The organism is Pseudoduganella sp. R-32 (assembly GCF_049913245.1).
Taxonomy (GTDB): domain Bacteria; phylum Pseudomonadota; class Gammaproteobacteria; order Burkholderiales; family Burkholderiaceae_D; genus Rugamonas.
Genome location: NZ_CP183987.1, coordinates 3564936 through 3585387, shown reverse-complemented (window position 1 = coordinate 3585387; position 20452 = coordinate 3564936). Strand labels below are relative to the sequence as shown.

Genomic DNA, 20452 nt, shown 5'->3' with positions numbered 1-20452 from the left:
GATTTATGCAAACCGTCCGCATGTACGTTGATCCCATCAGCCCTTTCGTCTGGCTGGCCACCAAGCAGATTGCCCGCATTGAGGCGGCGGGGGTGCAGGTTGAAATCGTGCCTGTCTTGTTCGCCGCGATGCTGAACAAGCATGGCTTGGTGGGCCCGGCCGAGGTCCCGGCGAAACGTGTACTGACGTTCCGCGATGTGATGCGGCAGGCGTCGGCGCAGGGCCTGGAGTTCGTGGGGCCGCCAGGCCATCCGTTCAATCCCTTGCCGATGCTGCGAATGGCGACCGCTATCGAGGGACGTGCGGAGCGGATCGCATTCGTCACCGCAGTGATGGCGGCAACCTGGGAACAGGGGCAGGATGCGCAGGATTTCGGCGTCCTCGCACGGGTGGCGCGCGATTGCGGGCTCGATGGCGAGGCGCTGGTTGCCGCGGCGGGGACGCCAGAGGTGAAGGCGGAACTGGCGCGGGCGACCGAGCAGGCCATTAACGATGGCATCTTTGGCGTGCCGAGTTTTGTCTATGAGGGAGAGTTGTTCTGGGGGGCGGATCGGATCGACAGCCTGTTGCGCAGGATCGCGGGCCATCGTATCGATGAGGGGCGCTTGCAGGAGTTTCTCGACAGGCCGTCGTTGGCTTCGCGGCAAAACCGGTAAACCTGGGTCTGACCCACAGGGTCAGACCCTGAATGACTTCCCGGCCAACGAATTGGTTCAAGGATCTTGATGTTTGGAGAAGGTCAAAGGCCTGGAACCAAACCCGTCGAGGCTGCGCTGAGAGGGTCAGACCCTTGGGTCTGACCCTGGTTTACCGGTTTAGATTTCCTCGTACAGCGGCAGCGTCAGGAATTCCTCAAACGCTTCCGAAGTCGACATCTTCTCGAAAATCTGGGCAGCGCGATCGTAGGCTGGAGTGGAACCGTCCGGAGCGGCGGCTTTCACCTTCGGCAGTTCTTCCGGAATCATCGCACGAACCATATCGGCAGTCACTTTGCGGCCGTCTTCCAGCACGCCCTTCGACGAACGAATCCACTGCCACACCTGCGAACGCGAGATTTCAGCGGTCGCCGCATCCTCCATCAGATTATGGATCGGCACGCAGCCGTTGCCATTCAGCCAGCTACCCAGGTAGTGGATGCCGACGTTGATGTTATAGCGCAGGCCAGCTTCAGTAATAGGCGCTTCAGGCTTGAAGTCGAGCAGCTCCGCTGCCGTCACTTCCACGTCCGGACGCTGTTTGGAAATCTGGTTCGGCGCATCGCCCAGCACCTTCTTGAACTCGCCCATGGCCAGCTCCACCAGGCCAGGGTGAGCGACCCAGCCGCCGTCGTAACCGTCGGTCGCATCTCGCGCCTTGTCGTTACGCACGCCGCCCATGGCCACTTCATTTTTCTCCGGATCGTTCTTGATCGGGATCAGCGCTGCCATGCCGCCAATTGCAGGTGCATTGCGCTTGTGGCAGGTCTTCAGCAGCAGCAGCGCATAGGCGCGCATGAACGGCGAAGTCATGGTGACCTTGGCGCGGTCGGCCAGGCAGAAGTCCTTATCCAGCTTGAACTTCTTAATGCAGCTGAAGATGTAGTCCCAACGGCCGGCGTTCAGGCCCGAGCTGTGCTCGCGCAGTTCGTACAGGATTTCGTCCATCTCGAACGCGGCCAGGATGGTTTCGATCAGCACGGTGGCCTTGATGGTGCCTTGTGGCAGGCCCAGTTCATTCTGGGTCATGACGAAGATGTCATTCCACAGGCGGGCTTCCAGGTGCGACTCCATCTTCGGCAGGTAGAAGTATGGGCCGGCGCCGCGTGCCAGTTGCTCTTTCGCGTTGTGGATCATGAACAGTGCGAAGTCGAAGATGCCGCCCGAGACACGCTTGCCATCGACGGTCACGTGCTTTTCGTCCAGGTGCCAGCCGCGTGGACGCACCACCAGGGTGGCAGTCTTTTCATTCAGCTTGTAGGACTTGCCGTTCTGTTCCAGCGAGATGGTCTTGCGGACCGCATCCTGCATATTGATCTGGCCGGAGATCTGGTTGTCCCAGTTCGGGGTATTGGAATCTTCGAAATCGGTCATGTAGGAGTCCGCACCGGAATTCAGCGCGTTGATGACCATTTTGCGGTCGACCGGGCCGGTGATCTCCACGCGGCGGCATTCCAGGGCTTTAGGAATCGGTGCGATCTTCCAGTCGCCGTTGCGGATATGGGCGGTTTCGGCCAGGAAGTCCGGGCGCTCGCCTGCATCCAGGCGCTTGGCGCGCTCGACGCGCTTGGCCAGCAGTTCCTGGCGGCGCGGCTCAAATTCGCGGCTCAGCTTGGCCACCAGGGCCAGCGCTTCCGGGGTCAGCACGCGCTCGAAACCTGGCTTGATTTCTCCTGTGATTTGCATACCTGCTGGCAGAGTGATGCTCATGGTCTTTCTCCGTTAATGATGATTAGTGTTGTGATTCGATGTTTTCCAGTATATTGACTAAAAACATAGAGAAACAAGACTAAAAAGCACTTCATCTGTGCGTTTTAGTCATAAATGAGGTCTTATGGGTCAGTTCAGGCAAATCTCCACCTTTGTAGAAGTGGTCAACCGCGGCAGCCTGTCGGCGGCGGCCCGCGCGGAAGGCATTGCGCCCGCCGTTATCGGACGCCGCCTCGACGCGCTGGAGCAACGGCTCGGCGTCAAACTGCTCCAGCGTACCACGCGCAAGCTGGCGCTGACGGACGAAGGTGCAGCCTTCCTTGAGGATTGCCAACGCATCCTGGTGGATCTGGAAAGCGCGGAAGCCGCGGTGGCAGAACGTAGCGCGCGCGCCACGGGACACCTCCTTATCTCCGCGCCAGCCGGCTTTGGACGGCTGCATGTGGCCCCCCTGGTCCCCTCCTTTTTAGCGGAGCACCGTGACGTGGCGGTGACATTGAACCTGAACGACCGCGTCGTGGATTTGATTGGCGAAGGGGTGGACGTGGCGATCCGCATTGCCTCGATGTCCGACTCCAACCTGGTGAGCGTGAAGCTGGCCGATAATCATCGCGTGGTGGTTGGCACGCCCGCCTACCTCAAGCGCCACGGCGTGCCGAAAACACTGGACGACCTCGCCAGGCACAACTGCATGACGATCAGCAGCGAAGGCAGCCAGCGCGGCTGGACTTTCCGCGAAGGCGATAAAAACGTGACGCTGAAAATTGCGGGGAATATGAGCTGCAACGACGGCGCGGTCTTGCACGATTGGGTGTTGGCCGGCAAAGGCCTGGCCTGGCGCTCAATGTGGGAAGTGGGCGCAGATATTGAAGCAGGACGTTTAAAGCCTGTGCTCAACGAATTTTCGGCGCCAGGGAATGATATTTACGCCGTATTTGCACAACGGCGCCACCTGCCATTTCGCATCCGCGCCTTCGTCGATTTCCTGCGCCACGCCTACGCCCAGCCCGGCTACTGGCGCAAAGGCTGAACTCGTGTCACACCATGGGGTCTGACCCCATGGTGTGACACGGGCTGATGTGTAGGGGCGAAAAAAAATCCTCCGATTTGGAGGATTTTTTATCGTTTTGATCCGTCTCGATTACAGAGGCTGGATGTTCGACGCCTGCTTGCCTTTTGGGCCGGAGGTCACGTCGAAGGACACGCGTTGGTTTTCCTGCAGCGACTTGAAGCCGGTACTTTGGATAGCCGAGAAGTGAGCAAACAGATCTTCGCCGCCTTCATCAGGGGTAATGAAGCCAAAACCCTTTGCGTCGTTGAACCATTTTACGATACCAGTTGCCATTACAATTCCTATTACAGTTAAATGAGCTTTACGCCCGTGATACCGTTTGAACCCAGTCACCTGAATCTAAACGATCCGCCATTATACCGAAATACCTGTTAAAAACACGCCGCGATGAAAATTAATTCACGTCGTGCCAACAGGTCCCGAACATGTATGGCTAACTATAGACAAGATTTATCAATCTTGTTTGATAAATATCAATCGTGCGCGGCAATTTTCCCCGCGCCAAAATCGTTGTCGGCCCGTTGCAACAATGCGTGAACGGCAGCATCGATGCCGTGCCACGGTGCGCCGGCTTCCATGACGCCTCGGACCATCTGTTCGATGCGGCGCGCTTCGTTGCCGAGCGCGGCCAGGCCAAACGATCCGGCCGATCCGGCCACGCTGTGCAGCGCGTGATGCAATTGCTCGATGTGGGAGGGGATCAGGTCGCCCTGGCATAGCACCAGGGCGTCGCGGATTGCCGCCATGCGTTCGGGAACGCTGGCGGCGTATTTGTCGCGCAAGGCTTGCAGCCGGTCCTGGAAGGCGGGATCGACCGGCTCAGCCATGGCTTATTTGGTGCCGAAAATGCGGTCGCCCGCGTCGCCCAGGCCTGGAATGATGTAGGCGTGGTCGTTGAGGTGGGAATCGAGCGAAGCGCAGAAGATCTTCACGTTCGGGTGCGACTTCTGGAACACCTCGATGCCTTCCGGTGCCGCCACCAGGGCGAGGAAGATGATCTGGTCGTCGGGAACGCCGCGCTTTTTCAGCACGTCCACCGCGTGCACGGCCGAATTGCCGGTCGCCACCATCGGGTCGCACAGGATGAAGGTGCGGTCGACCAGGTCCGGCAGGCGCACCAGGTATTCCACCGGCTGGTGGGTTTCAGGGTCGCGGAACACGCCGATATGGCCGACGCGTGCCGATGGCACCAGATTCAGCAGGCCGTCGCTCATGCCCACGCCGGCGCGCAGGATCGGCACCACGGCCAGCTTTCGTCCGGCGATCACAGGCGCTTGGATGGTTTGCAGCGGGGTTTCGATTTCGCGCGTGGTCAGCGGCAGGTCACGGGTGATCTCGTAGCCCATCAGCAGCGTGATTTCTTTCAGCAGCTCGCGGAAGGTGCGCGTCGACGTTGCCTTGTCGCGCATATGGCTCAGCTTGTGCTGGATCAGCGGATGGTCGGTAATGAACAGGTTGGGAAAGCGCGGATCTTGTTTCATGTCAAATAGGAATAAATTCGTTCAATTGCGCGCATTATCCCAGCCTCAGGCGTTTTCCACCAGCGCCCGCTGTAGAATGGCTTCACAGTTAGTTCCCACCGGCAACCGGCCGTAAGCGCCGCCCGGCTCGCGTGCCAAGCGGCTGGCAACGAAGGCGGAACTGACAAAGGCCGGTGCGTGGCGCAGCAGCAGCCCGGCCTGCACGGCGAGAACGATGCGCTCGGCCAGCTGGCGCGCGCCGAACTCGTCCTCTCGGGCTTTGGGCAGGTCGGCCAGCAACTGGCTGGTGTAGCGCACGTACTCGGGATCGGCGTGGCTGCCCTCGCCCAGTTCGGCGGCCAGCACCTCCAGGGCCTGGCCGGACCTGGACAGTGCCCGCAGCAGGTCCAGGCACATCACGTTGCCGGAGCCTTCCCAGATCGAATTCACCGGCAGTTCGCGGTACAGGCGGGCGAGCGAGCTCTCCTCCACATAGCCGCTGCCCCCAAGTACTTCCATCGCTTCGGCACCAAAACCGGGCCCGCGCTTGCAGATCCAGTATTTGCCGGCTGGCGTCAGCAGCCGCGCAAGCAGCGCTTCCGCAGGATTGTCCATGCGGTCGAAACAGCGCGCCAGACGCATCGCGAAAACAGTGGCGGCTTCCGATTCCAGCGCCAGGTCGGCCAGCACGTTCTGCATCAGTGGCTGTTCCGCCAGCGGCTTGCCGAATGCACTGCGGCGCCGCGCATGGTGCAGCACCTGGGTCAACGCCGCGCGCATGATGCCGGCCGTGCCGAGCACGCAGTCAAGCCGCGTGTGATTGCCCATTTCCAGGATGGTCGGCACGCCGCGGCCCAGCGGGCCAAGCAGCCAGCCGTAGGCGCCGGTAAATTCGACTTCGGACGAGGCATTGGATTTGTTGCCAAGCTTGTCCTTCAAGCGCTGCACGCGCACCTGGTTGCGAACTCCATTTGGCAGGAAACGCGGAACGAGGAAGCAGCTCAGGCCCGCATCGCCGGCCTGGGCCAGCACCAGGTGGGCGTCGCATTGCGGCGCGGAGAAGAACCATTTGTGGCCGGTCAGTCGATAGACCGCTTCACTGTCGTCGCCGAACAGCGCACGCACTTCTTCGGCAGCCACGCCTTCGGCTTGCGTCGTGTTGGCGCGCAGGTCGGAACCGCCCTGCTTTTCCGTCATGCCCATGCCAATCAGCGCGCCGCGTTTTTCGTCAATCGGCAACGGGCTGGGATCGTATACGCGCGACAGGATCTTCGGCAGCCAGCGCGCGGCAAGGCCCGGGCTCTGGCGCAAAGCCGGCACGCTGGCGTAGGTCATCGTGATCGGGCATTGCGCGCCGTTTTCGACTTGCCCAAACAGGATGTAGCGCGCCGCACGCGCCACTTGCGCGCCGTGGTGCGGATGCTTGCCTTCCCATGGCGAAGCGTGGGCGCCGGCTGCGATCATCAGCTCCATCAACTTATGCCAGGCGGGATGGAATTCGACTTCATCAACCCTGTGCCCGGCACGGTCGAAGTTTTTCAATACGGGGGGATGTTCGTTGGCCTGCCGCGCCAGCTCCTGCATTTCCCCGGAGCCCAGTTCGGCGCCCAGTTCCATCAGCGAAGCAGTGGCGAAAGCGCCGCCTTCGCGCTCCAGCGCTTCGCGCAAGGCGGTGTCGCATGTGAACAGGTTGACGTTCACAAACGGGCTTACCTGGTTGAAAACCTCGTGCGTGTCGAAACGGTTCATTTCGCCCTCCTCGGCCTCCTGTGTAACGCGAGGCTAGCGCAAACTTTCAGCAGTAGCAAGGTTAGCGTAAAAATGAAAAATTGCTTAGTAAAGCATCAAACTTCTTCTGATTTCATCCAAAACTGATCTTGGGCAACAAATTTCCTAAAAACATAGCCTAATGTTGCTCTTTTTCATGTGAAACATGAGGTTTAAGTGATACATTTCTCACTGGTTTCGACCCGAAGAGAAAGAATCGAGCGCAACAATGCTTTCCAGCTCCCCAACAGTGCCCCTAACGACATCACACCATGAGGCAGACCTCCTGCTAGAGGAAGCGGGCGATGTGGTGTTCAGGCTGAATCTGATGGGTCAAATTCTGTTTGCGAGCCAGCGTGCCACCAACCTGTTACGCAACGGGCAGGAACTTGAAGGCCAGCCTTTGCTCGCCTTTATCTGTGACCTGGACCATGCTGCGCTGAAGTCCGCGCTTTCCGAATCGGTCCAGGCCCGCGGTGCACACCGCGCCGAGATTCGCCTCAAGACTCCCGAGCAGGAAATCTGGTTTGAGCTACGCGTCAGCAGCTACGCGACGGGAAACAAGGCCTACGAATTACTGGTGGTCGGCCGCGACATGACGGCCCAGCGCGCGACAGAAGAACGCTTGCGCCACATGGCGACCCACGATGGCCTGACCGAGCTGCCTAACCGCCTGCTGCTGTCGGATCGCCTGCGCATGACCATCGCCCAGGCGCGCCGCTCAGGACAGGGATTTGCCGTAGCCACCATTGGACTGGACAGCTTCAAGAAAGTGAATGACGGCCTTGGCCACCCGGTTGGCGACGCCGTCCTGCAAATGGCCGCGGCGCGCTTGCGCAAAACCCTGCGCGATAGCGATACCCTGGCCCGCGTCGGCGGAGATGAATTCGTCGCGGTGCTGCCCGGCACCTACAACGAGGCGCAAATCAGGCTGGTCACCGGCCGCCTGCTTGCCACGCTGCAGTCGCCGTTCGAAGTGGACCGGCACACGATTTACGTCAGCGCCTCGCTCGGCGTGTCGGTCTATCCCGAGCACGCGGAAGACGAAGTGCGCCTGGTCGCCCTGGCCGATGCCGCCATGTCGCGCGCCAAGGAAACCGGCAAGGCCCGCTGCGTGATCTACAGCCAGCGCCAGAGTGGCTCGCCTGAACACGATATTTCGCTGGAAGCGGCCATGTTCCAGGCCGTGCGCGAGGGCGAATTCCTGTTGTACTACCAGCCTATCGTCAATTCCATCACGCGCGAAATCGAAGGTTTCGAGACCCTGATGCGCTGGAAGCACCCTACCCTGGGCATGGTGCCGCCGGCCCGCTTCATCCCAATCGCGGAAACCAATGGCCTGATCAACCTGCTCGGCGCATGGGCGCTGAAATCGGCCTGCGTGCAGCTGAAGCAGTTCCAGGAAGTGGCCAAACGGCCGCTATACATATCCGTCAATATCAGCCCCCGTCAATTCCGCAACGACAAATTTCTCGATGTGCTCGACGATGCCCTGGCCTTCTCTGGCCTGCCTGGTGAACAATTGGTGCTGGAGATTACCGAAGGCACGCTGATGATCGATCCGGCCCACGCCGAGACAATCCTTGCCAGGATGGCCGAGCGCAACGCCCGCATCGCAATCGACGACTTTGGCACCGGCTATTCTTCGCTCTCCTACCTGAAGCGCTTCCCGATTTCCGTACTGAAGATCGATCGCACCTTCATCCGCGACCTGCCCGGCTCGGAAAAGGATGGCGCCATCTGTAATGCGGTGCTGGACCTGGCCAAGCACCTGGACTTGTCCGTGGTGGCCGAAGGGGTCGAGACCGAAGAACAAATGCACTACGTCGAGCAGCGCGGCTGCCAGTACGTCCAGGGCTTCCTCACCGGCCGTCCGATGGCCGCGCACACGGCCGTGGCTGCGCTCAGGGAGCGCACCTACGCGTCGCTGATGACTGAAGAACCGCGGCAGGTGGCCCAATGAACGCCCTGGCCGAACAGACCCTGGGAACGCTCTGGGAGCGCACGCGCCAGCAAGGCGACATGCCTGGCTTTGCTAAAGCCATCACCGCCATCCTTGGCGCAATGCGCGGCGAGGACGACAAGGAGTTCGACATGGCGCGCACCGTGCTGTCGGATCCTGTGCTGACCCAGAAGGTCCTGCGCCTGGCGAACAGCGGCATGTATTCCGCCTTCGGCCAGCAAATCAATACCGTCAGCAAAGCCATGCTGGTGCTGGGCACCGAAGCGATCGGGCACCTGGCCCTGGGGCTGAAGCTGATCGAAGAATTGTCCGTGGTGTCTCCCGATTCCGGCATGGCCCACATTGAAATGGAAAAGGCCGTACTGGCCGGCATCGTCGCACGCGAAGTATCGGCCACCGCGGAAAACCGCCACGGCGAGGAAGCTGTGGTCTGCTCCATGCTGCAGACCCTGGGCCGCATGCTGGTCACTTTCTACATGCCGGAGCGCTGGTCGGCCCTGCAGGGCGCCACGGGCGAAGGCAAGGAAGACAGTGCGGCAGTCGGGATGCTGGGCCTGAGCCTGCAGGATATCGGCCGCGCCGCCGCCGTGCATTGGGGCTTGCCTGAAAACCTGCTGTCCGGCATGCGCACCCTGGTGCCGCCTGCCGACGATATGCCGGCCGAACCGCTCGGCCCTGAAGACTGGGTGGCAGGCGTTTCCACCATGTCTTGCATCTGTGCCGGTGCACTGTGGCATGACAGCGAAGAAGGCGCCGCGGAAGTGAAGCGCATCACCGCCCGCTATTCAACCATGATCGGCGTCAGCCCCGACAAGCTGGCGCGGGCCATCGAGCAGGCCAAGGTCGTTGCGGCAAGCGACCTGTCGATCGCGCCTTTGTCCAAGCCGGCCGAACGCCGCGCGAAAGCCCTGGCGCAAACCCGCCAGCGCGTCGCCGGCAACAATATCCTGCTTAGCGGCTTGTCCGATATGCGCGATTCGCTCGACACCGCGAGCCCGGGCCAGATGGTCTCGATCGCGCTGGAAACCGTATTCAAGGGCTTGCAGTTCAGTCGAGCGGTGGCATTCGTGCGCAACCGCCGCGAAAGCAAGTACGCGGCGCGCATGTGCCTCGGCGAAGGCGTGCGCGAGCACCTGGACGCCATGCACTTTGCCGATGCCTACGAGCCGAACGTGTTCCACGCCGCTTTGAGCAGCGACCGTGTGATCTTCATTGAAAATGCGGCCGATCCGAAGTTCGCCGCGAAGCTGCCGGCCTGGTGGCGCGATACGCTGAACGATGCGCGCAGCTTCGTGATCCTGCCGCTATGCTCCAACGGCCAGCCGACCGGCTTCCTGTACGGCGATTGGGACGACTCCTTCCCGGCCATCCACCTCAGCCCGACCGAGTTCTCACTGCTGAACGACATCCGTTCGATGATTGTGAAGGCGGCCGAGCGCCGCCACCAGGTCGGCACCGTCAATCGCGCCGCCTGAGTCCTACCGCTGCCAGCGGTAGCTCAGCGCAGCAGCGATGGCGCCCGTCGCCACCAGCCCCGACGCAACGTAGTAGATGGTTTGCGGCCCCGCGCCCTGCCAGACCTGGGTCAGCGCCAGGCTGCCGGCGCTGGCCCCGACGCCATAGGAAATGCTGATGTACAGCGCCTGCCCGCGCGCCTGCAAGGCGCCGCCGAACCAGCGTTGCATGGTCTGCACCGAGGCCGAATGGTGCAGCGCGAAGGTCGCCGCGTGCATCAGCTGCGCCGCAACCAGCAAGGCCAGAGACTGCGCGCCGACCCCGATCATGGCGAAGCGCAGCACACCGAAAGCGAAGCAGGCATACATCAGGCGCCTGGCGCCAAAACGCTTGAACAGCGGCGCCTGGAAATAGAAGCACAGCACCTCGGCCACCACGCCCAGCGACCACATCAAGCCGGTGACGGTCTTGCTGTACCCCTGCTTCTCAAGATACAGCGAGTAGAAGGTGTACAGCGAAGCGTGGGCCGAAACCATCAGCGCGGTGGAGGCGAAGAATGCCAGCACTTCCTTCTTGCGCAGCACTGCCAGCAAGGCCGGCGGCTTGCCTGCATGAGTCAGGCGCGGCACGTCCTTAAGGCGGAAGGCTGCCCCCAGCACGCATACCAGCAGTACCCCGCAGAACCAGACCAGGGCGCCCGTCCCTTGCCAATCCATCAGGAACGAGGCCAGCATCACGGTGACAATGAAGCCGATCGAGCCCCACAGGCGGATGCGCCCGTAGTAGGTCAGGTCGCCGCGCATCTCTGACAGCATGAGCGCTTCGCACATCGGCCCTTGCGCGCTGGTGAAAAGATTGAGCAGGACCATCGCGGCGAAGAAATGCGCGAAGGTGGAACCGAAGATGAAACCGGAGAACGTCACCAGCGCCGCAACGCCGGTCAGGCGCAGCACGAAGACGCGCCGTTCGGAATGGTCGGCGACATAGCCCCACAGATTGGGGCCGAAGATCCGCAACACCTGGATCAGCGACATCAGGACGCCGATCTGCGCTACCGACATCCCCCTGCCCTGGAAATACAGGCTGGCGTAAGTCGAAAATGTCCCGGCGTATGCGTAATAACAGAAAAGGAAAAGCGCGAATCCGAAGGCTTGCGCGGGGATCACGCTTTGCTGATATCGGGCGTGGAGACTTTGACGTCGCCGCACTGGGCGCGGTGCATCAGCGCGTGATCCATCAGCACCAGGGCCAGCATTGCTTCAGCAATCGGCGTCGCCCGGATGCCAACGCACGGATCGTGGCGCCCAAAGGTTTCCACCATCACAGGGTTGCCTTCCTTGTCGATCGAACGGCGCGGCGTGCGGATCGAAGAAGTCGGCTTGATGGCGATCGAAACCGTAATGTCCTGGCCAGTCGAAATGCCGCCCAACACGCCGCCGGAGTTATTGCCGACAAAGCCTTCCAGGGTCAGTTCATCGCCATGCTCGGAGCCGCGCTGCGCCACGCTGTCGAAGCCCGCGCCGATTTCTACGCCTTTCACTGCATTGATGCCCATCATCGCGTAGGCGATATCGGCATCCAGCTTGTCGTAGATTGGCTGGCCCAGGCCAACCGGCACGTTGCGCGCCACCACGTCGATGCGTGCGCCGATGGAATCGCCGTCCTTGCGCAGGCCGTCCATATAGTCTTCCATGCGTTCAATCAGGGCCGCGTCGGAAGTGGCAGCGAAGAACGGGTTGGAAGGCACGTGCTCAAAGCTCTCGAACGGCACTTCGATCTCGCCCAACTGGCTCATGCAGCCGGCGAATTCGGTACCGTACTTCTCCTTCAGCCACTTCTTGGCAATGGCGGCCGCGCCCACCACCGGCGCGGTCAGGCGCGCCGAAGAACGGCCGCCGCCGCGCGGGTCGCGCACGCCGTACTTGTGCCAGTAGGTGTAATCGGCGTGGCCCGGACGGAAGCTCTCCGCGATATTGCCGTAGTCCTTGCTGCGCTGGTCTTCGTTCTTGATCAGCAGCGCGATCGGGGTACCGGTCGTGACGCCCTGGTACACGCCGGACAGGATCTGGACCGTGTCTGGCTCCTGGCGCTGCGTCACGTGGCGCGAAGTGCCAGGTTTGCGGCGATCCAGTTCCGGTTGGATGTCTGCCTCGCTCAACGCCATTCCCGGCGGGCAGCCGTCGATGACGCAGCCAATTGCAGGACCATGGGATTCGCCAAAAGTGGTGACGGTGAACAGCTTGCCAAAGGAATTGCCGGACATGATGAGGACGATGAGTAGTAGCTGGGAGAAACTCCCCATTCTAACCCGATATGGCAAAACTCGCAGGAAGTAGCTTTTTAAGCTACAACTTTTGCGAAACTAGCACGTCGCTATTTCGTTAGTATCCATGAAAGTGTTTTAATGGTCGTTCTCAGGAATAATTCGCTATATACTAGGTTGTAAGAACACCGAGACCCCTTGGAGAAGCGACAAATGCCCCCTTCGATCACGGCGCCGGATGGCGGCCACGACGATCAGGACGATCTGGTTTTCTTAGAAGAGCATACGGCTCAGCCAGCTCTCCCCACACAGCGCAATGTCTGGCGCGTGATGATTATCGATGACGACGAGGACGTCCATTCGACGACCACGTTCGCCCTCGGCAACCTGGACATGCAGCACCGCCCCCTGGAATTCGTGCACGCTTATTCCGCCGCGCAGGCGCGCGAGATGCTCAAGCACGAACAGGAAATCGCCGTGATCCTGCTTGACGTAGTCATGGAGCAGGATGACGCCGGTTTGCACCTGGTGCGCTATATTCGCGAAACACTGAAGCTTGCCGACGTGCGCATCATCCTGCGCACCGGCCAGCCCGGTTACGCGCCCGAGATCGATGCGATCCGCGATTTCGACATCAACGATTACAAGACCAAGTCCGAGCTGACGCGCATCAAGCTGTTCACCACCGTGACGGCCGCGATCCGCTCCTATGAACAGATCCGCAATATCAACGAAAGCCGGCGCGGCCTGGCGCGCATCGTCCATTCCAGCACGGAGCTGATGGCGCTGCACGGCGTGCAGAATTTCGCCTCCGGCGTCTTGTCGCAGATCGCAGAACTGCTCGGCCAGGAAGCGCATGGCGTGCTGTGCGTGCAGGAATGCCCGGATGCCGGCTGCCACGAGCTGGTTGTCATGGCGGCCACCGGCAGCCACCATAACCTGTCCAATTCCCAGCTGACGGCAAGCGAAGACCCGCGCGTACACAAGGCGATGGAGGAATGCCTGGCTGCGCGCCGCAACATCTATTGTGGCGACAGCATCGCGCTTTACTTTGCCGGCAAGGCGAGCCGCACCTTTGTGGCATTCATGGATGTCTCGCGCGCACCGAGCCCGCTGGAAGAAAGCCTGCTCGAAGTCTTTTGCAGCAATGTGGCCGTGGGGCTCGACAACGTGGAGCTGGTCTCGCACCTGCACACGGCTGCCTTCTACGACAACCTGTCCAAGCTGCCGAACCGCACCCGCCTGGTCGAGATCCTCGATGCCACGCTGGCCGGCCCTGCCAAGCAGGACGCCACGCTTTGCCTGGTCGACCTCGATCACTTTGCCGAGACCAACGATGCGCTGGGCCATGAATTCGGCGACTTGCTGCTGTCCGCGGTTGCGGCCCGCCTGCAAAATAGCCTCGGCAAGCAATTGACCGTCGCCCGTATCGGCGGCGATATTTTCTGCGTGCTGGGCGATGCCGGCCAGGTCAACCCGGCCAATATCATCGCCTTGTTCACGACGCCATTCAGCATCGACGGCCAGGACGTGCAGCTATCCGCCACCCTCGGCCTGGTGCGCTTGCTGGAACATGACGGCAGCGGCGCGGATGCGCTGAAGGACGCCGATATCGCCCTGAAGCGCGCCAAGACCCAACAGCGCGCCGGCCACTTCTACTTCTCGCGCAGCATGGGCGTAGAAATCCGCGAGCGCGTGCGCATGATGCACGCCTTGCGCACCGGTTTCAGCCAGAACCAACTCTTTGTTGTCTATCAACCGCAAGTCGACCTGGAAACGCGCCGCCCGATGGGCGCGGAAGCCTTGCTGCGCTGGCAAACGCCGGATGGCAAATTCGTCTCGCCGGACCGCTTCATCCCGATCGCAGAGTATTCGGGCCTGATCATCGACCTGGGCGAATGGGTGATGCGCACCTCGATGCAGGAACTGGTTGCCCTGCGCGCCGCCGGCCATACCGAATTCACCATGTCGATCAATGTGTCGCAGGTGCAGTTCCGCCACCCGCACTTCATGGAAACGCTGCGCAATGCCCTGCACGATACCGGCGCACCGCCGGAGTATGTGGAGCTTGAGATCACAGAATCGATGGCGATGGAAGAACCGGACATGCTGATCAAGATGCTGGCGCAGATCAAGCAGACCGGCGTGACGATTGCGATCGACGATTTCGGCACAGGCTTTTCTTCGTTGTCCTACCTGCAGCGCCTGCAGGTCGACCGCCTGAAGATCGACCGCGCCTTCGTCACTGAGATCACCAACTCAGCGCGCGGCAGCAGCATTGCCGAAATGGTGGTGCAACTGGGCCGCAACCTTGGCCTGGCAGTGATTGCGGAAGGCGTGGAAGACGAACGCCAGGCCCAAATCCTGCACGCCCTGGGGTGCCCGCTTGGCCAAGGCTTCCTGTTCGCCCGGCCAATGACTGGCGAAGCGCTGGTCGGCTGGCTAAGTGACGACGCCCTCGCCGGTGTTGCTTGATACTCAGTAGTCCGAGCTTGAGCTTGAGCTTGAGCTGAACGGCAGCTACCACCCCAAACCGGGCATTCCTTATTCTCGCCAGGGCGATTAATCCGATAGGAATGCCGATTCACGGACGGCTATTAAAGACGCGATGGCGGGCAGATCGGCTGGTCATCACTGCCATAGGTCACTCCGAAGTTGAAGACATCGAGACGGCCCGAGTTGCGTGTTTGCTAGGTGAGATACAGGAATGGGCGGGAGCTCGGCCAATATCTAATCTGCCTCCGCCACCAAATAATTCTAGCCACGTCGCATGAATTGCGACTGCTAGATGCCTCACTTGCGGGCGGAAAAAAGGTCTGCCGGTGATGGCAATTGTGCCCTAACTGATTCGTATTTTTCACTCCACCTCAGATAGAACAAGAAATATGGGTCAAGTATGTGCAGACCTGTAGAGTCGGACCATTCGATGATCGGCTGTCGAGGCATATGCTTTTCGGCAAGGCTCTGCATTTGCTCCAACGCCCTCGTTATTTGCCCTTTCGCTGGTTTTTTATTTGGATCCTTACACACTCGATCGATTCGATCGTACAGGTTGTCCATACCTGAGCCCCAGGTCAAATGTGCCGTAGGAGGCGATAGTGAAATCGCCGCGAGCGTAATTTCATAGTTATCCCCTTCGTCCAATGCCACCATTGGATATCGATTTCGCGGGCTTCCACGCTCGTCTGGACCTGTATCTAAGATCCGAAAGATCTTATCCCTGTCAATTGCGGCGTGAGCCGTTACAAGGACATGACGAATTTGGCTGATGTCCAACTGGAATGATTCCGGCGACTTTAACTTTAGATCCAGCTGCAGAAATTCAGCGACGTTTAAGCAAATAAGCTGCATCAATTGCGGCGACCCAGCGGACTCAAGTGCTAAGGCGTTCAGCGTCGCTGCGGATACTGTTGCACTACAGTGGCCCCGTCAGTCAAGACACTCAGCCGGTTAATTTAAGCTGTGCCCATTTCAACTTCTGCAGCTGGTCGGCGCTGCCCCGTCCTACGCACTTTTTCCTGCTCTAGATCCGTGTCGCCGAACTTGTCGAGGATTAGCGCACCGCCGCCATTTCCCGCGCTGTAGACGCGGTTTGGCGTCTCGTATTCCAATGCCTGATGCGGTCGCTCGGTGTTGTAGAAAGCGAAGTATTGCGCCAGTCCCACCGTAAGCTCGGCCATATTGGCGTAGCCCTTCAAGTACACATCCTCATATTTCACGTTGCGCCACAAGCGTTCCACGAAGATGTTGTCCAATGCCCGTCCGCGCCCATCCATGCTGATCGCCACACCTTCGCGTTTGAGCACGTCTGTGAAGGCGCTGCTGGTGAACTGCGAGCCCTGGTCGCTGTTAAACACTTCAGGCCTTCCGTGGTGCCGCAATGCGTCCTCCAGGCAGTCCACGCAGAACGAGGCGTCCATGCTGTTGCTGATGCGCCAGGACAGCACCTTGCGGCTATACCAGTCGATGATCGCCACCAGATATGCAAAGCCTCGCGCCAGCCGAATGTACGTGATGTCTGTCGACCACACTTGATTTGGCCGTATCACCGGAACGCCCCGCAGCAGATACGGATAGACTTTCTGCCCTGGATTCGGTTTGCTCGTCGCCGGGCCCGGCGCCATTCCCGCCAGTCCCATGTCGCGCATCAGTCGTTGCACGCGCTTGCGGTTCACGCAGTGACCTTGGGCTCGTAAAAACACCACCATGCGTCGGCTGCCATAAAACGGCCGGTTGGTATATTCCCGGTCGATCAAGGCTCGTAGTTCCAGCTCTTCTTCGTCCAAGCACTGTTGTCGGGCCGCTGCTTCCAGTCGCCGGTAGACCGAGGAGCGTGGCACGCTTGCCAGTTCGCATTGCATTGCCAACGGCATGTCATCGCCTTGCTCGATCCACTGCGACCGCTCCGACGGGCTCATTCCCCTAGCTTTTTTTTAAGCCAATCCACCTGCATCTTCAACTTGCCGATCTCGCTGTAGAGCTTATCTTCCGGGCTGCTCTCGTCGACCGGCTTGGGGCCGCGTTTAACGTCAAACAAGGCGCCAGCGTTTTCCAGAATTTCCTTTTTCCACTGACCTACCAGCACAGGGTGTACGCCATACTCCTGCGCGATCTCCGTCACCGTCTTCACGCCGCGCACAGCTTCCAGGCCAACCTTAGCCTTGAATTCTGCGGTGTGCACCCTTCGTTTTTTACCTTCACTCATTTGCTATCATCCTTTCACGGACGACAGCTTAAACCACCGTCTCAAACTCGGGGACCACTATATTGAGACCTCTAATGAAACAGTACCAGGGACACTTCCTGTGATCGAATCAATTCCAGCATCATGCAGTAGCCCCCAGAGTTCTTCCATTTTCATCCTAAACTTGTTTGTCCCGAGTGTCCGTTTGTGGCCGATCTCTGTCGATTGTACTCGACGGTTGCGGTTTGGCGCCTTGGCAAACTGCCGCCCCGAAGCGGCATTGTTGCCGCGCGCTAGCAAATAATGAGTGTGGCGTTTACGGCAGACTCGTGGTCAAGCGTGGCAATTATTGTGGTCATGGCTTTAAGATGATGAGATGACAATGCGTAGCCCCAATGCGATTGTTCCCAGTATTTCAAAAGCAATCCCAGCTCATCCCTGAAGTCCCTGAGCGGTTTGCCAGATAAACAAAAACCCGGCTCATAATCAGCGCGTTCCGTGATTGTACTTATGGTTGGCAGACCGATTTCGCGGCCAGCCGACTCCCAATAGAGATCGACGGTTTGTGCAGACCCTAAGTAGAGGTCGACCGTAGGTTCAACTGTCGTCGACGCTGTGAAAATCAACACATGATAGGCCACTAAGCTTCTTTCAAATATTCGACCGAGGTCCGCTTCTGGCCGATTGTACCCTCTCACAGCGTCTTCGCAGCAGCTTATTGGCGCTCAAATCAGCGATAAGGGCGAAGCTCATAACGTTCCTACGGTGAATACTTCAGCCACCAATAAATGGTTTGGTGTAGGGTGTTCGATACGGTTCTCCCGAGACATCCTCACCGTTCTTGTACACGTACCAATTCCCCCAGCTCTGATTTGGATGAATTTGAAGATAGTCGTCCCCAAGTTCCATATGAATCGGCAGAGTAATGTCGTCCTTGTAAACGAATACGTTTACCTCATCACCTGGTACCAATTCAATTTCTTGCGGAGCTAGTTCAAGTGCAAGAGTGATCGGCTTCGACTGCCTATTTACAAAATCGAAGATCGGAACAAAGTCGTGAGGTAGATCAGTTGGCAGCATCATTTTTAACGGGGCAATAGGGCATCTTATAAGTGTCGAATCAGAAATATTGAGTGACGGCTTCTGGCCGACAAACGACTTTCATTGGCCGGCCATTATCACCGTGTCAGCCAAATTCGGCGGAGAAATCGGCGGCGACTGCGGCAGAGTTCAAGCGTCGCGATGACTCGGACATGATCGGCACATCAGAATCAGCAATCCAAACGACAAGAAATTTTTCCCTGCTGCCAAACTCGCCGGCCTTCTTTGCAGCATCCAAGCCATCGACAAGTGCGTCTAAGACCCCATTCGCGAACGCAACTTCGCATTCGTCCATCTGGTAGCTTCCATCCTCACGTGTGTACAAGGCCTTGAAGCGTTCGTTCGCTACAAGCAAAATAGCATTGGTTTTTGCAAATTCCTTCTGGTCGTAATTCCTCCACTCATCGACAGAGTATCTGTAATAGCGGTAAAGATCATCTGAACAAGGTATCTCGATTTCACCTTCGCTGTTGGTCGCAACTACAACGCTATGGATGTCATAAAACTCTCCGGGAAGAAGCGCATACCCGTAAATTTCCCTTCCAGTTGCAGCCAATCTTGTCAGATGAGTTTTTACGTCTTCAACTACTGCTGCAATCAATGCAGGCTGGATTTCCGCCAATAACGAGTTCACCATGCTGATCTTCAAATATAGCTCCTAATTCCTCGTTCGTAGATTGGCTTCGGCTTTTGGCAGGTAGCGTCAGATTACCCCTGACGCTCGGCGACAATTCGTTCGATGGCTCGAATTCCTGCGACCATCTTTTCTCGCGCCGATGAGTTTGCTGAATGAACAGTTATCTTGGGCGGCCGGAACCCACGCAATGCAACTGCTTCTTCAATCCATAGTACAACGTCATATCCGGTACCACGCCCATCATCACCAAGATCGTGGTCCAAGCTCAATTCATCTACCGCTCCCGTTTCCAAGAGCGTTATGGCTTCATTTGGCCAATAAACACGCACCCATCCGTCAGGAGTGGCGCGCTCGTCATCTAAAAATACTCGCATGGTCAGTTAATCGAGTGAGTCCGTCTGCTATTGGCCAAATTCGGCAAAATTTAGTCAACTTTTCATGTCGTCAAAACGAAGAGAATGGCTCGCCAGAAATGGGGAACTCGGAACATTCGGATATCGCGATCAGGGCAACTGCGAAAATCAGAAGCTGGAATTTCCTTATGACCTGCCCGCCGACATGGTTTTGGGCTTCGCTGGCACCGCTATATACCTCGATTTTGAGGCATCCCACTTGAAGACCTTCTTCCACTTGCTCTTAAGCGTTCGCATTTGTAAATCAAAATAGCCCTGGGATTTGCCCGGCAAAACGGAAAGCACGTTCTGGCCCTCTTCCAATTCATGATTTCGGGTGCCGTCCTTGTTCCAGTCCCCTGCGATATTCTGATAGAAATAGATTGGCTCTGATAGGACATTAACGAGCTTGCTCCCTTCGATTTTGAAAAGCGAAAGCGCTTCGAAAAAACCCCCGCCACCGGCGTAGCTATCGTTCCAGCCAACCCGAAGGCCGAATGCGGTCTCCCCTTCAGTGATCTTGTAGGGCGCAAAGTCGAACTTCAAATATTCTTCCGGCATCAGGTCGCTTTCGTCGCTGCCAGGTGTATCGAATTTTCCTTGGGGGCCGACCAGCTGACTTTCCTTCCAGCTGGTTTTTACGTCCAATGGTTTGCCATAGCTAGCGATCAGGATTGGCTTTGGATCACCAGGCTTGTATTCCAGGACGCCCAGATACACAGGCTTGTCGATGTACACACGGCTATTTCCAGGAGCCGGGTTGTAATACTTCGTGCAGCTCGGTCCCTTTTCGTAGCGTTTGTCACTGTCGTACTCTTTCTGGGTCTGCGCGAAGCACGCCAACGCGATGTAAGTGTTGGCGCGATGCGGCCAGGCCTTTACGCCGATCAAGGTCGCGAGCGACGCCTTTTCTCGCGGCGCCAACAGGCCGGCAATGTCTTTTGCAGAGAACCCCGAAGGAAGAGTCGTTCCAAAACCATCGGGCTTCGGCGTACCGTTCATCTGCTCAGCGTATTGCTCGGAACCGCCTTTGTTCTGAATTAGTGCAGAAACCTGGTCGAGCGACTTTGCGCGCTTTGGTGCTTCAGCTTGAACTGCCAACGGCAACAACAGCGTCGCCAGGCATACTCGAATCAACTTCAATTGCATTTAAAATTCCTAGTGCGATTGCTCAACGCTTCGGACCTAGCCACCACGGTCCAGAAGGTCGGCTTCAAGCTGCTGGCAAGCTGGTTCGTCTCGCTTCATTAACA

General features: G+C 58.7%; 18 protein-coding genes. 5 read left to right on the top strand and 13 right to left on the bottom strand.

Annotation, left to right across the window (positions count from 1 at the left end):
* Positions 1-5 precede the first annotated feature (5 nt).
* Positions 6-656: a 2-hydroxychromene-2-carboxylate isomerase gene (locus ACN9MU_RS16490; RefSeq protein ID WP_426161433.1), complete on the top strand. Its 651-nt coding sequence runs from the start codon at positions 6-8 to the stop codon at positions 654-656.
* A 159-nt stretch (positions 657-815) separates the two neighbouring features.
* Here the strand turns inward: ACN9MU_RS16490 and aceB are convergent, their stop codons facing one another.
* Complete coding sequence (gene aceB / locus ACN9MU_RS16485; RefSeq protein ID WP_426343075.1) at positions 816-2405, bottom strand: malate synthase A; 1590 nt, start codon at positions 2403-2405, stop codon at positions 816-818.
* Between the two features lie 124 nt (positions 2406-2529).
* On the opposite strand from aceB, the gene ACN9MU_RS16480 reads away from it, so the two are divergent.
* Complete coding sequence (locus ACN9MU_RS16480) at positions 2530-3435, top strand: LysR family transcriptional regulator (RefSeq protein ID WP_426317918.1); 906 nt, start codon at positions 2530-2532, stop codon at positions 3433-3435.
* A 111-nt stretch (positions 3436-3546) separates the two neighbouring features.
* On the opposite strand, the gene ACN9MU_RS16475 is transcribed toward ACN9MU_RS16480, so the two are convergent.
* From ACN9MU_RS16475 to ACN9MU_RS16460, 4 genes are all read right to left on the bottom strand, one after another.
* Positions 3547-3750: a cold-shock protein gene (locus ACN9MU_RS16475; protein ID WP_130314543.1), complete on the bottom strand. Its 204-nt coding sequence runs from the start codon at positions 3748-3750 to the stop codon at positions 3547-3549.
* 200 nt (positions 3751-3950) lie between these two features.
* A complete protein-coding gene (locus ACN9MU_RS16470; protein WP_426343074.1) occupies positions 3951-4304 on the bottom strand; it encodes an Hpt domain-containing protein in 354 nt (117 codons plus the stop codon).
* A 3-nt stretch (positions 4305-4307) separates the two neighbouring features.
* Positions 4308-4958, bottom strand: coding sequence for a uracil phosphoribosyltransferase (gene upp / locus ACN9MU_RS16465; protein ID WP_426161429.1), 651 nt, complete (start codon positions 4956-4958; stop codon positions 4308-4310).
* 45 nt (positions 4959-5003) lie between these two features.
* A complete protein-coding gene (locus ACN9MU_RS16460) occupies positions 5004-6686 on the bottom strand; it encodes an isovaleryl-CoA dehydrogenase (protein WP_426343073.1) in 1683 nt (560 codons plus the stop codon).
* A 247-nt stretch (positions 6687-6933) separates the two neighbouring features.
* Here ACN9MU_RS16460 and ACN9MU_RS16455 point away from each other — a divergent pair, with 247 nt between their 5' ends.
* Together ACN9MU_RS16455 and ACN9MU_RS16450 are read left to right on the top strand one after the other, a co-directional pair.
* Positions 6934-8667, top strand: coding sequence for a putative bifunctional diguanylate cyclase/phosphodiesterase (locus ACN9MU_RS16455; RefSeq protein WP_426343072.1), 1734 nt, complete (start codon positions 6934-6936; stop codon positions 8665-8667).
* Complete coding sequence (locus tag ACN9MU_RS16450) at positions 8664-10142, top strand: HDOD domain-containing protein (protein WP_426161426.1); 1479 nt, start codon at positions 8664-8666, stop codon at positions 10140-10142. Before ACN9MU_RS16455 ends, ACN9MU_RS16450 begins: the two co-directional genes overlap by 4 nt.
* A gap of 3 nt (positions 10143-10145) precedes the next feature.
* Here the strand turns inward: ACN9MU_RS16450 and ACN9MU_RS16445 are convergent, their stop codons facing one another.
* Both ACN9MU_RS16445 and aroC read right to left on the bottom strand, forming a co-directional pair.
* Positions 10146-11288 (bottom strand): MFS transporter, encoded by a 1143-nt coding sequence (locus ACN9MU_RS16445; RefSeq protein ID WP_426335745.1) that lies wholly within the window; start codon positions 11286-11288, stop codon positions 10146-10148.
* Complete coding sequence (aroC, locus tag ACN9MU_RS16440) at positions 11285-12385, bottom strand: chorismate synthase (protein ID WP_426317913.1); 1101 nt, start codon at positions 12383-12385, stop codon at positions 11285-11287. Before aroC ends, ACN9MU_RS16445 begins: the two co-directional genes overlap by 4 nt.
* A 213-nt stretch (positions 12386-12598) precedes the next feature.
* Between aroC and ACN9MU_RS16435 the strand changes: the two genes are divergently transcribed.
* Positions 12599-14860: a GGDEF/EAL domain-containing response regulator gene (locus ACN9MU_RS16435; protein ID WP_426161423.1), complete on the top strand. Its 2262-nt coding sequence runs from the start codon at positions 12599-12601 to the stop codon at positions 14858-14860.
* Between the two features lie 318 nt (positions 14861-15178).
* Here ACN9MU_RS16435 and ACN9MU_RS16430 read toward each other — a convergent pair whose 3' ends face one another.
* The 6 genes from ACN9MU_RS16430 to ACN9MU_RS16405 form a co-directional block, all read right to left on the bottom strand.
* Positions 15179-15739, bottom strand: coding sequence for a hypothetical protein (locus ACN9MU_RS16430; RefSeq protein WP_426343071.1), 561 nt, complete (start codon positions 15737-15739; stop codon positions 15179-15181).
* Positions 15740-15840: 101 nt separating this feature from the next.
* Positions 15841-17090, bottom strand: a protein-coding gene (locus ACN9MU_RS16425) for an IS3 family transposase (RefSeq protein ID WP_426343070.1) whose coding sequence is annotated in 2 segments (ribosomal slippage) — positions 15841-16805 and positions 16805-17090 — 1251 coding nt in all. Because the reading frame shifts where the segments join, the coding sequence is not laid out codon by codon here.
* Between the two features lie 753 nt (positions 17091-17843).
* Positions 17844-18152 carry a hypothetical protein gene (locus ACN9MU_RS16420; protein ID WP_426317909.1) on the bottom strand — a complete coding sequence of 103 codons (309 nt, stop codon included), beginning with the start codon at positions 18150-18152 and terminating at the stop codon, positions 17844-17846.
* Between the two features lie 103 nt (positions 18153-18255).
* Entirely contained in the window at positions 18256-18819 is a 564-nt protein-coding gene (locus ACN9MU_RS16415) for a DUF4303 domain-containing protein (protein WP_426161419.1), read from the bottom strand.
* Between the two features lie 59 nt (positions 18820-18878).
* A complete protein-coding gene (locus ACN9MU_RS16410) occupies positions 18879-19181 on the bottom strand; it encodes a cyclic-phosphate processing receiver domain-containing protein (protein WP_426161418.1) in 303 nt (100 codons plus the stop codon).
* A 165-nt stretch (positions 19182-19346) separates the two neighbouring features.
* On the bottom strand, positions 19347-20348 hold the full coding sequence (locus ACN9MU_RS16405; protein WP_426317907.1) for a hypothetical protein: 1002 nt from the start codon (positions 20346-20348) through the stop codon (positions 19347-19349).
* Positions 20349-20452 lie beyond the last annotated feature (104 nt).